This is a genomic window from Streptomyces sp. NPDC057253 (assembly GCF_042669125.1).
Lineage (GTDB): Bacteria > Actinomycetota > Actinomycetes > Streptomycetales > Streptomycetaceae > Streptomyces.
Genome location: NZ_JBHUXV010000010.1, coordinates 1 through 11,938, shown reverse-complemented (window position 1 = coordinate 11,938; position 11,938 = coordinate 1). Strand labels below are relative to the sequence as shown.

Genomic DNA, 11,938 nt, shown 5'->3' with positions numbered 1-11,938 from the left:
TGCGGAAATATGCCCTTAGCCTGCGAAAGGAGATCAAATCAAGGAGAACCGCATATGGACAACAAGAAGGATTCCGGCGCGGACGACGCCGTGTTTTTCGTCAAGAGTTCGACCAGCGCCACCGACCTGGGTGCCGCCGTCGCTCACGCCATCTACGCCCGCAAGAACGTGACGCTGCGCGCGATCGGCGCCGGGGCCATCAACCAGGCCGTCAAGAGCGTCCCGATCGCCCAGGGCTACGCCGGCTCCCGAGGACACCGCCTCGCCATGCGCCCGGCGTTCTTCACCGCGACCGTCCCCGAGGGCGAAGTGTCCGGCCTCTCCTTCGTCGTATTCGACGAGGCCGCATAACACCCGATACGGAATCGCCCATAAACTGGTGAGGCAGTTCCACCACACGTAGCTCACTCGCACTCTGCCCGGACTGCGTCACACGGCATATCGCGAGGAGCACAGTGTCAGAGAACGTCCTCTCCAGCGGAGAGTTCCCGACCATGGGGACTTCCGCTGCGACCAGTTTCGTCGTCCGCAAGCCCGAGGCCGGCACCCTCGTCAGCAAGTCCGGCAACTCCAAGGGCGGCTCCGGCGAGCCGGCCACCGCCAACCACCGCACGAACGTCCTCAACCGCAACGCACTCGGCGGCCGAGGCGTCAAGGTGTACCGCGACTACACCAACGCCGCCTCCTCGACCGCCACCGGCCGCAACGTCAAGACTCTGCCGTCGAAGTTCACCACGGACGGGCGGTGACGCATGGCGTTCCTCCTTGCAGCACCGCTGCTCGAAGCCGCCGTGGGCGGAGCCGCCGTTGAGGGGGCAGGAGCCGCAGCCGCTGGTGCCGCTGCGGCCGAGGGCGGCGCCGCCGCTGGTGGAGCTGCCGCAGCCGAAGGCGGTGCCGCAGCCGCAGGTGGTACGGCCGCAGCCGAAGGCGTCGCCAACGGCGCCGGCCAGGCAGCCGGCAGCGGCCTCGCCTCCCACTTCACCGGCGGACACAACGAATCCCGAGGCGAAAACGCCCCCGCCCCCTCCGGTCCCGGCGTCGCTCACCAGACCAACCCGGTCTTCAACTACTAGCCCAGCGGGGGACGCGAAGTGAGCAACGTACAGTACGTCGCGCCCATGGGCGTCCCCCAGCCGGGAACACCCACTTACGGCGGCGGCGGACGAACCGACCTGGTCGGCGCCCGCAGCATCCTCGACGCCAGACGCATGATGGCCACCCCGCGCACGCCGACCGCCGAGTACCCCGACGGATACCTCGGCACCATCAACAGCCGCAGCGAACGCCTCGGCGACCAGTCGCTCAACAGCCGGCCCATGCGCTCCGCGCAGAAGAACTACACGGTCGGCGTCCACAAGGGCGAGCGCATGGACCCCACGGACTACCTGTGGCCGGCCGACTTCAACCCGATGACAGCGCTGGAGTACCAGGCCCGCGGCAAGAAGTGGACGGCTCACGGTACCCAGCCGGCTGACACTCGCCTCGTCGGAACCGGGGCCATGCAGCAGACCGACGCCGACCGCCTGGCCGCCCTGCGTAACCTCCGATCCCCCTGGAAGTGACGTGCTCAACCAGGACGGCGTCTACAACCGCACCAGTCCGTGGGCCAGCGAACCCGAGCGTCAGGTCAGCGATGTCCTCGCCTACCTCGCCAGTCAGGCACCCGCCTGCTGGACCCCGCCCCGGCCGGCCCCGAAGACCAGCACACAGCAGCCGACCATCTACGACGTGCTCGGCATGAGCAAGGGAGACCAGCGTGGCCCGTGAGCCCATGAGCATGTTCGACCGGCGCCGTGCCGGCCGAGGCGACAACGTGAAGTTCACCGTCGGCGACAGCGGCAACATGTCCGGCACCTCAGCCGAGGACCGCTTCGCGAGCCTCTTCAATGACCGCAGCTCGAAGCTCGGCGGTAAGGCCGTCAAGCTCGGCGGAAAGGCGCTGATCTGATGGGCCTGCCCAACCAGCGAAGCCTCAACGGCGACCTCGACAACGGCCTCGACGACGGCCGCTCTCGCCAGATCAATCCGAACTGGGGCGGCGACACCTCCAACGACCTCGACTCGATGGACCGCACCTGGAACGCCCTTCACGGCTGCTCGTCCGTGCAGGGACGCCAGGGGTCCGTCCGGGGCTACTGATCAGGTGGCCACGAAGACGTAGCGGCCCTCACGGATCTGAACCGGTGGGACCGAGCACGTGTTGAGCAGGAGCGCAATGTCCGACGCGTTCAGTCCCTTGTCCAAGGACAGGGCGAAGGCTTCGCGGACAACGTCCTCCGGCGTTTCATCCTCATCGATCATGCCCGCCAGGATATGACCAACTGCCTGCTGGGACACACACATTCACCTGCGGAACACCATATGAAGCAGTAACACGGCACCACCACTCGGAGCACTCACCCTCGGGAGAGCACTCCGATGGCAAGCACGCCTGACGCCCTGCTGGCCGAAGCCGAGAAGTGGCTGGGCTACAAGGAAGGCGCGAACAACCACACCAAGTTCGGCGAGTGGTACGCCACCCTCGTCCACGACACCTCCTTCGCCTACGCCTCCTGGTGCGACGAGTACGTCTCGTACTGCGGCTACGCCTCCGGCAACGCCGACATCGTCGGAGAGTTCGCCTACTGCCCCAGTCACGTCAACTGGTTCAAGAACCGCGGGCAGTGGCACAAGGCGACCGAGGCGGTCAAGAGGGGCGACATCGTCTTCTTCGACTGGAACGACGACGGCGTCGCCGACCACGTCGAGATCGCACGAGCCGACTCCGCCCCCGGCTCCACGATCGCCACCATCGGCGGCAACACCAGCTCCGGCCTCGCCGGCTCGCAGTCCAACGGCGACGGCGTCTACGAGCGGACCCGCTACCGCTCCGACGTCCTCGGCTTCGGCCGGCCGGCATACAAGAGCGCGGGTACCTCGACCGGCACGGGCGGCGGCAAGGCGCCGGCCCCGACCACGAAGTACACCCCGCCGGCATTCCCCAAGGGTCTGGCCCCCAACCGGTCGACCCCGTCGGCCAAGCCGCTCCAGAAGGCGCTGAAGGCCACCGGCTGGCTCGGCCAGGGCATCACCCTGTCCGACAACTACGGTCCCCAGACCCAGAAGGCCGTCGCCGGCTTCAACACGAAGCACGGTCTGAACGACGTCGGCAAGCCCTATGACCCGGCAATCGGGCCCAAGGGCTGGGCACTTCTGTTCACCCTGGCCTACGGCTAATAGCCATGCCACCACGAAGCCCCGAGGAACTGTTTCTCGGGGCCTTCGTGTTACTATTCACGAAGCGTCTGAATGGCCTGCGAGGAACGTCGGACGGGAATGCCCCCAAGGTGAGGACTCCCGTGTGACTCGCAGGCCATTGTCGTGTATATCGGCAGCGCTCGTGATAGCCCTCATGCCGATCGCCTCCAATACGCGACAAGAGGCCGTCGAAACCGCCCAGGCTCCCGCACCGACGGCCTCCCCGACGCCATCGCGCAGCCAGCCGGCCAAGAAGACGCCGAAGCCCAAGAAGACCAAGAAGGTCAAGAAGCCAAAGGCCAGCACGCCGCCACGGCCCAAGGCCACCCGCACCGCCACCCCAAGGGCGTCCCGCTCGGCGACCACCACGCCACGACCCTCCTACGTCTCACCCAGGGCGTACGCGAAGTCAGTCCTGAGCACCGCGCAATTCCTCTGCGCCGACGCCGTGTTCGCCCATGAAAGCAACTGGAACCCGTTCGCCACGAACCCGAGTTCCGGGGCCTACGGAATTGCCCAGGCGCTTCCCGCAGAGAAATACGCCTCCGCAGGATCCGACTGGCGAACCAACGGCGTGACACAAGTCCGCTGGGGACTTTCCTACATGGACGCACGGTACGGCAGCCCCTGCGGCGCATGGGCCTTCTGGCAATCCCACCACTGGTACTGAGCAAGGAACACCACCACATGGCCGAGAACATCCGGCTCCTGCTGTGCAAGACGTGCGGGTCCATGGAAGAGCTGCCCGACTACGAGGGCGACCCCCGCCAGGACTTCCTCCTGGACACCCTCGTCAAGCGGCACCGCAACCCCGACGGCAGCCCGCACATCGCACACCCGATGCTCCGCGTCGAGAAGCGCCACTGGGACTCCCCGTCCACACGCGAGGAGATCATCAAGCGCATCCGCGAGAACACCGGTCACACCGGCCTGGACCCCGCCTTCTACGACGCGAAGAACACCTTCCAGGAAGACGCGATGACGTGCTGGCAGCAGCACAACCGGTCCATTACCTGCTCCGACTGGTGCACCGACAAGAAGCGCCTGACCCCGGACACCGCGGCCGAGCGCAAGGTGGCCGGCCTGCCGAAGTACCGGTCCTCGAAGGACATCTACCTCTGCCACTTCTGCCCGGTCGCCAACGCCGTGCGCCGGGCCGCCTACGACAAGGCAGGCTGATGCACGAGTACCGCGCCACCATCGTCGACATAGTCGACGGCGACACCGTGGACATGGAGATCGACCTCGGCTTCGAGGTCACCACCCACCAGCGGATACGCCTCTACGGCATCAACGCGCCCGAGAAGAACACCCAGCCCGGCAAGGACGCCCGCGAGTTCGTCGTCAACTGGGCCACCGTCCACGGGCCGGCATTCACCCTCGCCACGGTGCAGACCCCCAAGGACTCCGACGCCCGCGAGAAGTACGGCCGTTACCTCGGCACCATCTCCGCTGCCTCCGCCAGCGACTCCCTGAACTCCGCGCTCGTCATCGCCGGCCTCGCCAAGCCGTACGACGGACACGGACCCCGTCCCTGATCCACTGCTGAGGAACCGCCCATGGCTCAGACCATCACCAAGGTCTTCGTCGTCAACGCCTCCAAGCGCGTCACCAACCACGACATCGACCTCGCCACCCAGGCCGTCAACCACCAGGTCCGCGACCACTTCGCACCGCTGTGGGGCATCAAGGCACCCGCGGTCGTCTTCACCACCGCCACGCCGACCCCGGCCAAGGGCACCGCCGTGATCACCGTCTACGACACCCCCGACGTGGACGGTGCCCTCGGCTACCACACCGAAGACAGCGGCGTCGTCTACGGCAAGGTCTTCGCCGGCGTCATCCTCGACAACGGCGGCACCGCCCACACCGGCTCGGTCTCCATATCCGCCTGCCTCTCCCACGAGGTTCTGGAAACCCTCGGCGACCCCCGCGTCCAGCTCTGGGCCTCCAACGACCACGGCGCCCAGATCGCCTACGAGGTCTGCGACCCGGTCCAGGGCGACAGCTACGACATCGTCGTCCACGGCACCTCCGTCGCCGTCAGCGACTTCGTCACCCCCGCCTGGTTCGACGACCAGCAGGCCGGCGAGCAGCTCAACTACCTCAACACGGTGACCAAGCCCTTCACTCTGCGCAAGGACGGCTACGTCGTCCGCATGGTCGAGGGCCGCGTCACCAACGTCTTCGGCGAGGCGATGCCCGCCTGGCAGAAGGACCTCAAGCGCAAGCACGGCCGCATCTCCCGCCGCGCAGCCTGACCCGCACACACCCACACCACCACCAGGAGCACCACTGTGACTGTTGACCTGTCGACCCTCGCCAAGACCGCCGCCGACACCGTCGAGGAGCTGACCGACGCCCAGCGCGAGCAGCTCAAGAAGATGGGGGAGGAGGCGGGCATCACCGAGGAGCCGCAGGGCACGCTCGCCGAGACCGCGTTCCTCGTCGTCATCACCCCCGAGGGCCAGGTCCTCGCCGAGCCCAACATCAACACCAAGATCCGTATCAAGCGGCCGGCCAACCTGGACGACTTCCAGCGCTCCGGCCACGTCCTGGTCGACGACGCCATCGCGATCAAGACCGCCTCGATCACCGGCCAGCAGATGATGCAGATGACCGCCGCCATGGCCGAGCAGCAGCGTACGAACGCCCTCGTCCAGAGCCTGAAGCTGTGATCTTGGTGTAGTCTCGTAGACGAGCTGAGCTTTCTTCCTCGGAGGGATGCTCTCTCCTCTCAAGGGAAGGCCCCCCGGAGACCACCAATCTCCATCAAAAGGGGGGCCTTCGCCTTTTCCGGGCCCGGAATGCAGCCCCTTTGAATTCTTCGTATCGCCGGTAGAGTGCGGGATATGGAGACGAACTCTTTCTACCGTCGTCTCGGGGAAAACGCTCAGCCCATCATGGAGTCCGCCGTCGGCGCCTCCGGCTATTTCTCAAGCCCGGCTGACCACCTTGACCCGAACCTTTTCAACGGTGACCGCATCATCCCCCAGGTCCGAAACTGGCTCCTCGACACCCTCTACAAGTTCTGGTCCACCAGGTACAACGGCCCAGGTCAGTGGAGTGAGGTGTGGCTCGCCGGCTCCGGCATCAGCTACCAGTGGGCCGCCGACCGAGGAAATGGAGACCTCGACGTCCTCATCGGTGTCGACTTCTCTTCCTTCGGCTGGTACAACCCCGACTACGCGGGAATGACGAGGCAGGAAATCGCCGACCTCTTCGACGAGGAACTCAAGGCAGAACTCTGGCCCGACACCGCCACGACACAAATCGGGGACCGAACGTACGAGGTCACCTACTACGTCAACCCCAACAGCCGCGACATCCGCAATATCCACCCCTACGCGGCCTACTCCCTGACCAAAGACGAGTGGACCGTCCGTCCGCCCGAGCTGCCGGCCCACCCCCGCGACATGTACCCGCAGGAGTTCACCGAGGCAGCCGCCCGCGACACCGCCGAGGCCGACCGCCTGGTCACCGCCTACAACGCCCTCGCCGAGGAGATGAAGCACTCCCCACAGGGTGGCGGGCACTGGGTCACCACCGGCTCCCAGCTCAAGACGATCGTCGCCCAGGCCGCCCAGCTCTTCGACGACATCCACCTCGGCAGGCGCGCAGCCTTCGCTCCCGGCGGCTCCGGATACGGCGACTTCGCCAACTACCGCTGGCAGGCCGCCAAGGAATCGGGGTCCGTCGAGAAGCTCCGCTCCATCAAGGACGTCCAGGTCGCCACCCACAACCAGGTGGAGAGCGACGCCTGGGGCCAGCCCATCAGCGCCGCCCAGTTCGCCCTCCGCAACGCGGCCCTGTGGCGGTCCCGGTGAACGTCGTCATCGCCATCGACGGTGTCCTCAAGCGACCCGACAGCGACGCCGTCATCCCCGCCGGGCAGCTCCTCTACCACGGCCTCGCCGAAACCCACGTCGTGCACCTGGCCGACGACGCCGACTCCTTCAACTCCTCGAAGACGCTCGCGCAGAACTGGCTCAAGCGCCAGGGCTTCACCAAGCACGTCCGCGTGGTCAAGCCCTACGCCAGCGACCGCTACGGCCTCCTCGGCGGTCTCCAGTCCCTCCGCGCGGACCTCCACGTCGACCTAGTCGTCGTCGCCGACCCCACCCAGGCCAGCGACCTGCTCGCCGCTGGCTACACCACCGTGCTGTTCAGCCACCCCCGCTACAGCCGCCCCCAGTGGAAGCCCGACTACCGCGGCGAGCCCCGCGCGTGGGACGACCTCGTCGCCGAGATCGAGGCCCAGGACCAGCACTACGCCCAGGACGCCCGGCGCACCGCCGGCCCCCTGTAGGAGACACCCCTCGTGAAGCTGTACCTGGCCGGGTGCGAGATCCCGGCCTACCGCAGCCTGCTCGCCCAGGAGGGCTACACCACCGTGGCCCTCTCCTATTGGGGCCTGCGCAGGCGCACCAAGTTCACCAAGCCCTACGACCTGGCCGAGAAGTTCGTGGACGCCCCGGAGATCCTCATCGACTCCGGCTGCCACTCCATCAACGCCAAGCCCAACAGCGACCTCACCGACGCCGAGCTGCTCGACATCGCCGGGCACTACTACGACGTCTTCATCGCCGACAACCTCAGCCGGCTGAGCTACTTCGTCGAGTTCGACGCCCACCAGCTCGGCCACGAATGGATCCGCGAGCAGCGCCAGCGGCTCGAACCACAACGGGACAAGGCCATCGTGGTGTGGAACCCGGAGACCGGCCGCGAAGGACTGGAACTGCTCTGCAACGAGTGGGCCAACGTCGGCATCACCCAGGCCGGCACCGACCGCCTTGACGTCGCACACCTGCTGCCCCAGCTCGCCAAGACCACCGACACCAAGCTGTTCGGCCTCGGCATGACCAAGACGGCGGCCCTGGAGCACGGCCACTGGTACGGCGCCGCCTCCACCTCATGGATCTCCCCGAGCCAGTTCGGCGACACCATCGTCTGGGCCGGCAAAGAGCTGCACCGCTACCCCCGCCGCTACAAGGACATGGCCCGCGCCCGACACAAGCACGCCATCGCCGACGCCGGCTTCGACGCAGAGGCCGTCATCGCCGACGACCCCACCGAGGTCCTGCGCCTGTCCGTGTGGTCCTGGAGGCAGTTCACCGACCACATCAACGGCACAGGAGTAACTGCCCCCGGAAACACGCATACAGACGAAAACGCGGATCCGGCCCCCGAAGCAGTTGATCGACTGCCCCAGCAGGCGCGGCACGCAGGAGTAACTCCAGCCGTCGCGACGCCACGCGAGAAGATCCCGTTCCCCGGCCTCGCAGTGGTCCAGGAGACCGCCCAGGACGGCACCGTAGGCAGGCCCGTCCTCAAGACCGTCGACCCCGGCGTCCGAAACTGTGACCGCTGCTACCTCTCCAGCAGTTGCCCCGCCGTGCAGCCCGGATCAGCCTGCGCCTTCAGCCTCCCCGTCGAGATCCGCACCAAGGACCAGCGCGCCGACGTCGCCGCCGCACTCCTTGAAATGCAGGCAGGACGCGTCTTCAGCCTTCGATTCGCCGAAGAGCTGGAGGGCGGCATCACCAATCCAGTGCTCTCAGGTGAACTCGACCGCTTCAACAAGATGCTCAAGACGGTCGAGGACATGGAGGAGAACTCCTTCTCCGTGAAGATCACCGCCACCCAGAAGGGTGCCGCCGAGACCGGCCTCATCAGCCGGCTGTTCGGCCGCGACGAGGGCGAACGGGCCCGCTCGCTGCCCGAGCCCGTGACCGTCGAGCGGGCCGCCATCGAGACGGGATTCGTCGACGCCGAAGTGATCGAGGACAGGGCCGCATGAACCACACGAGTAACTGGACCGACATGGACGACACCAGCAAGCACGGTCATACGACCGAGCGCCCCTGCCCGCACTGCAAGGGGCGCTGGCCCGAGATGGACGCCTGCATCGTCTGCGAGGGAGACGGCACCGTCGAGATCGGTTGACCGCTCCGCACTTGTGGCATAAGTTGAACAACAAGTTCAGCGAACATGAGCAACAAGCTGAGGCCGCCCACCTCGGCCCATGGCCGGCACGCCCAGCCGGCGGCTCCGCACCCAGCAGCACGACCAAGGAGCGCGCCATCAACGACAAGCTCGCGGACGTCGTCCCACTCCAGCCGCGGCCGGCGCCGGCACAGGTCACCTTCCGCTACACCAACGAGAAGATGCCCGACGCCCGCTTCAACCGCCTCCTCGCGATCCTGTTCACCGAACACGACGAACCCGAGCAGGAGCAAGCGGCAGCCTGACGACCAGGCAAAAGACCCCCAACGCGGGGCGGTTGGCCTCTTATACTCGACTGATCACAAGGGTGCCCTGGCGGCGAACGGGCCACGTACACCGCCAGGGCTCTCGGTCAGTCTGCGAGGAGACCAACCTTGACCACTACGGTAGCGGTTTCTCTGAAGCCGCCCTCCATACCCCGTACCTTCGACTCGGCATCACGCGCCAAGATCACGATCAAGCGCGTCGGTGCCTACCTGCGCGTGTCCACCAAGGACCAGATCCTCGGCTACGGACTCGACGTCCAGATCGCAGGCATCGAGGACTACGTCGGCAAGAAGAACATCCTGGACCGCGACAAGAACATCCTCTGGGAGATCGCGGAGGTCTACGAGGACGCCGGAGAGTCGGGGGCAAAGCAGGACCGCCCCGAGATCATGCGCCTGGAGCGCGACGTCCGCGCCAAGAAGATCGACGTCGTCGCCGTCCACAAGTTCGACCGCATCGGCCGCACCGGTCGCGCCTTCTGGCACTGGGTCTGGGCCCTCGAAGACGCAGGTGTCTCCATCATCTCCGTCACCCAGGAGATCGACACCACCACCACCCACGGCACCGTCGCCCTCCAGAACCTCGCCTCCTTCTCCGAGATGGAGTGGCGCACCATCCTGGAGCGCACCCAAAACGGCATCAACATGAAGGCCGCTGTCGGCGGATGGACCGGCGGACCCCCGCCCTACGGCTACTGCATCGAGAACAAGGGCAGCCGCAACTCCAAGCTCGCCGTCGACCCCGCGGAAGCCGCCGTCCTCGAACTGGCCGCCAAGCTCATCGTCGAGGGCGGCTACTCCGTCGACCGCACCGCCCACATGCTCAACCTCATCGGCAAGCCCACCCGCAGCGGCGCCGAGTGGACCGGACACAACCTCCGCCACAAGTTCTTCAACACCGCCCTCGACGGCTTCGTCGTCTTCCGCAACACCGACGAAGTCATCAACAAGCGACGCCGCCGCGCCACCGTAATGGGCGAGGACGGACAGCCGAAGCACGGCCCCACCGTCATCATCGACACCCCGCTCGCGCTGCCCCTGGAGACCGTGTACACCGTCCGGGCCGCCCTCAAGCGCAACGGCTGGACCCTGGAAGGCCCGTACAAGTACCACCCCCTGAGCACCCGCATCATCGGCACCTGCTCGAAGCACTACACCGGCGTCTGGGTGAAGGCCGAGCAGCGGCGTACCTACCGATGCTCCGGAGGGGCTGGCTGCGGAGACAGCGTCATCGACGCCGTCGCCATGGAAAAGGTGGTCTGGGACAGCCTCGTTGAGTTCTTCGACAACAAGGAAAAGCTCCGGGAACTGGCGAAGACGTGGCAGGGCGAAGCCCCCGATTACACCCACATCTACGAGGAACGAATCGTCGAGCTGGACAAGGAGATCAAGGCCCTCGACGACCTGAGCACAAACCAACTCCTCGGCTTCGCCAAGGCCGGCGTAGACCCCGAGCAGGTCGCCAAGGCCATGGCCACACTGAAAGCCGACCAGGAAAAGAAGATCAACCTCCGGGCCGAAGCGCAGTCAATGCTCGAAGATGCCAAGAAGGTCGCACAGCGCGCCGAAGAACTGGAGAAGTTGGTCGAGACAGCCACCTTCAACCTCAAGGGGCTCTCGGACCGCCACAAGGCCGAAGTCCTGGACCTGGCCGACATCAAGGTGAGGCTGCTCGGCCCCGTACCCCTTGAAGGTCGCTTCGGTCCGGGCGCCGACATCGAGAAGTGGTTCGACGAACGCGGTGTCCTCCCCGTCGAAATGACCGACGAACTATGGGAGGAAGTTCGGCCGCGGATAGCCTTCCGCGTCACGAAGAACAGCCATGATCTCCGACTGCTCGTCGAAGGGCTGCTGCACAAGGCGCGTACCGGCTGTCCCTGGGACGAGATGCCCGACCACTTCCCGCCGAAGGAGGCGCTGCGCGCCCGCTGGAGGGCCTGGAAGGGTGGAGCGTGGGAGAGCATCGTTGAGCCCTTGCTGAGGCCGGCACCGCCTCGTACGCCGCCGCTGCCGCCGTTCGAAGTGATCGGCAACATCGACCCCCGGCTCTACAAGTTCTCGGAGATGGGTGGCACGAGCCAGGATGCTGATGTCTGTGAACTAACCCCTGGCTGAACCTGCCCTGCGCCACCTGGCCGGTCAAGCAGCAGACCCCGGTCGAGGTCCACACCGGCAAGGGCCTGCCCGGCGTGCTGATCGTGCAGTCCGAGCGTGACGCGGCCACGCCGTACGACGGCGGCGTCGAACTGCACAAGCGGTTCAAGGGCTCCCGCCTGATCACCGAGAAGGACGCGGGCTCCCACGGTGTGACCGGCCTGACCAACCCCTGCATCAACACGCGGGTCGACACCTACCTGCTCACCGGCAAGCTGGACGCGGCCGACGTGACCTGCACCCCGCACGCCACGCCGAAGCCGTAAGCGGTACGC

19 protein-coding genes and 2 pseudogenes are annotated in these 11,938 nt (G+C 66.4%); 20 read left to right on the top strand and 1 reads right to left on the bottom strand.

Annotated features, from left to right (window positions below; translation table 11 throughout):
* Positions 1-54: 54 nt before the first annotated feature.
* The 7 genes from ACFULQ_RS07495 (at position 55) to ACFULQ_RS07465 (ending at position 2,139) form a co-directional block, all read left to right on the top strand.
* Positions 55-351, top strand: coding sequence for a stage V sporulation protein S (locus ACFULQ_RS07495; protein WP_383539481.1), 297 nt, complete (start codon positions 55-57; stop codon positions 349-351).
* A gap of 143 nt (positions 352-494) precedes the next feature.
* Entirely contained in the window at positions 495-749 is a 255-nt protein-coding gene (locus ACFULQ_RS07490; protein WP_383539479.1) for a hypothetical protein, read from the top strand.
* 3 nt (positions 750-752) lie between these two features.
* On the top strand, positions 753-1,073 hold the full coding sequence (locus ACFULQ_RS07485; protein WP_383539477.1) for a hypothetical protein: 321 nt from the start codon (positions 753-755) through the stop codon (positions 1,071-1,073).
* Positions 1,074-1,091: 18 nt separating this feature from the next.
* Positions 1,092-1,562 carry a hypothetical protein gene (locus tag ACFULQ_RS07480; protein WP_383539475.1) on the top strand — a complete coding sequence of 157 codons (471 nt, stop codon included), beginning with the start codon at positions 1,092-1,094 and terminating at the stop codon, positions 1,560-1,562.
* A 1-nt stretch (position 1,563) separates the two neighbouring features.
* Positions 1,564-1,767 carry a hypothetical protein gene (locus tag ACFULQ_RS07475; RefSeq protein WP_383539473.1) on the top strand — a complete coding sequence of 68 codons (204 nt, stop codon included), beginning with the start codon at positions 1,564-1,566 and terminating at the stop codon, positions 1,765-1,767.
* Positions 1,757-1,948: a hypothetical protein gene (locus ACFULQ_RS07470; RefSeq protein WP_383539471.1), complete on the top strand. Its 192-nt coding sequence runs from the start codon at positions 1,757-1,759 to the stop codon at positions 1,946-1,948. Before ACFULQ_RS07475 ends, ACFULQ_RS07470 begins: the two co-directional genes overlap by 11 nt.
* Positions 1,948-2,139 carry a hypothetical protein gene (locus tag ACFULQ_RS07465; RefSeq protein WP_383539469.1) on the top strand — a complete coding sequence of 64 codons (192 nt, stop codon included), beginning with the start codon at positions 1,948-1,950 and terminating at the stop codon, positions 2,137-2,139. Before ACFULQ_RS07470 ends, ACFULQ_RS07465 begins: the two co-directional genes overlap by 1 nt.
* On the opposite strand, the gene ACFULQ_RS07460 is transcribed toward ACFULQ_RS07465, so the two are convergent.
* Positions 2,140-2,301: a hypothetical protein gene (locus ACFULQ_RS07460; protein WP_383539467.1), complete on the bottom strand. Its 162-nt coding sequence runs from the start codon at positions 2,299-2,301 to the stop codon at positions 2,140-2,142.
* 117 nt (positions 2,302-2,418) lie between these two features.
* On the opposite strand from ACFULQ_RS07460, the gene ACFULQ_RS07455 reads away from it, so the two are divergent.
* From ACFULQ_RS07455 to ACFULQ_RS07395, 13 genes and pseudogenes are all read left to right on the top strand, one after another.
* Entirely contained in the window at positions 2,419-3,216 is a 798-nt protein-coding gene (locus tag ACFULQ_RS07455; protein WP_383539464.1) for a CHAP domain-containing protein, read from the top strand.
* Positions 3,217-3,691: 475 nt separating this feature from the next.
* Positions 3,692-3,907, top strand: a pseudogene (locus tag ACFULQ_RS07450) (transglycosylase SLT domain-containing protein); the annotation flags it as partial.
* Between the two features lie 17 nt (positions 3,908-3,924).
* Positions 3,925-4,416 carry a hypothetical protein gene (locus ACFULQ_RS07445; protein WP_383539461.1) on the top strand — a complete coding sequence of 164 codons (492 nt, stop codon included), beginning with the start codon at positions 3,925-3,927 and terminating at the stop codon, positions 4,414-4,416.
* On the top strand, positions 4,416-4,775 hold the full coding sequence (locus ACFULQ_RS07440) for a thermonuclease family protein (protein WP_383539459.1): 360 nt from the start codon (positions 4,416-4,418) through the stop codon (positions 4,773-4,775). Before ACFULQ_RS07445 ends, ACFULQ_RS07440 begins: the two co-directional genes overlap by 1 nt.
* 21 nt (positions 4,776-4,796) lie before the next feature.
* A complete protein-coding gene (locus tag ACFULQ_RS07435; protein ID WP_383539456.1) occupies positions 4,797-5,498 on the top strand; it encodes a hypothetical protein in 702 nt (233 codons plus the stop codon).
* A 36-nt stretch (positions 5,499-5,534) separates the two neighbouring features.
* Positions 5,535-5,915, top strand: a complete 381-nt coding sequence (locus tag ACFULQ_RS07430) for a hypothetical protein (RefSeq protein ID WP_383539453.1) — start codon at positions 5,535-5,537, stop codon at positions 5,913-5,915.
* A 174-nt stretch (positions 5,916-6,089) separates the two neighbouring features.
* Complete coding sequence (locus ACFULQ_RS07425) at positions 6,090-7,064, top strand: hypothetical protein (RefSeq protein ID WP_383539451.1); 975 nt, start codon at positions 6,090-6,092, stop codon at positions 7,062-7,064.
* Complete coding sequence (locus tag ACFULQ_RS07420) at positions 7,061-7,546, top strand: hypothetical protein (RefSeq protein ID WP_383539448.1); 486 nt, start codon at positions 7,061-7,063, stop codon at positions 7,544-7,546. The genes ACFULQ_RS07425 and ACFULQ_RS07420 overlap by 4 nt, the downstream gene beginning before the upstream one ends.
* 12 nt (positions 7,547-7,558) lie before the next feature.
* Complete coding sequence (locus ACFULQ_RS07415; RefSeq protein ID WP_383539446.1) at positions 7,559-9,037, top strand: hypothetical protein; 1,479 nt, start codon at positions 7,559-7,561, stop codon at positions 9,035-9,037.
* The gene (locus ACFULQ_RS07410; protein WP_383539443.1) at positions 9,034-9,183 is read left to right on the top strand and encodes a hypothetical protein; all 150 of its coding nucleotides are present in this window, start codon (positions 9,034-9,036) and stop codon (positions 9,181-9,183) included. Before ACFULQ_RS07415 ends, ACFULQ_RS07410 begins: the two co-directional genes overlap by 4 nt.
* A 23-nt stretch (positions 9,184-9,206) precedes the next feature.
* Entirely contained in the window at positions 9,207-9,488 is a 282-nt protein-coding gene (locus ACFULQ_RS07405) for a hypothetical protein (protein WP_383539440.1), read from the top strand.
* 237 nt (positions 9,489-9,725) lie between these two features.
* Positions 9,726-11,624 carry a recombinase family protein gene (locus tag ACFULQ_RS07400; RefSeq protein WP_383539921.1) on the top strand — a complete coding sequence of 633 codons (1,899 nt, stop codon included), beginning with the start codon at positions 9,726-9,728 and terminating at the stop codon, positions 11,622-11,624.
* Positions 11,612-11,929: pseudogene (locus ACFULQ_RS07395) on the top strand (alpha/beta hydrolase); the annotation flags it as partial. The gene ACFULQ_RS07400 and the pseudogene ACFULQ_RS07395, both read left to right, overlap by 13 nt.
* Positions 11,930-11,938: the final 9 nt, after the last annotated feature.

Excerpts from the sequence above, each read along its gene's own strand:
- ACFULQ_RS07495 (WP_383539481.1), top strand. The coding sequence starts at position 55 with ATGGACAACAAGAAGGATTCCGGCGCGGACGACGCCGTGTTTTTCGTC.
- ACFULQ_RS07490 (WP_383539479.1), top strand. The coding sequence starts at position 495 with ATGGGGACTTCCGCTGCGACCAGTTTCGTCGTCCGCAAGCCCGAGGCC.
- ACFULQ_RS07485 (WP_383539477.1), top strand. The coding sequence starts at position 753 with ATGGCGTTCCTCCTTGCAGCACCGCTGCTCGAAGCCGCCGTGGGCGGA.
- ACFULQ_RS07465 (WP_383539469.1), top strand. The coding sequence starts at position 1,948 with ATGGGCCTGCCCAACCAGCGAAGCCTCAACGGCGACCTCGACAACGGC.
- ACFULQ_RS07460 (WP_383539467.1), bottom strand. The coding sequence starts at position 2,301 with ATGATCGATGAGGATGAAACGCCGGAGGACGTTGTCCGCGAAGCCTTC.
- ACFULQ_RS07455 (WP_383539464.1), top strand. The coding sequence starts at position 2,419 with ATGGCAAGCACGCCTGACGCCCTGCTGGCCGAAGCCGAGAAGTGGCTG.
- ACFULQ_RS07445 (WP_383539461.1), top strand. The coding sequence starts at position 3,925 with ATGGCCGAGAACATCCGGCTCCTGCTGTGCAAGACGTGCGGGTCCATG.
- ACFULQ_RS07440 (WP_383539459.1), top strand. The coding sequence starts at position 4,416 with ATGCACGAGTACCGCGCCACCATCGTCGACATAGTCGACGGCGACACC.
- ACFULQ_RS07435 (WP_383539456.1), top strand. The coding sequence starts at position 4,797 with ATGGCTCAGACCATCACCAAGGTCTTCGTCGTCAACGCCTCCAAGCGC.
- ACFULQ_RS07425 (WP_383539451.1), top strand. The coding sequence starts at position 6,090 with ATGGAGACGAACTCTTTCTACCGTCGTCTCGGGGAAAACGCTCAGCCC.
- ACFULQ_RS07410 (WP_383539443.1), top strand. The coding sequence starts at position 9,034 with ATGAACCACACGAGTAACTGGACCGACATGGACGACACCAGCAAGCAC.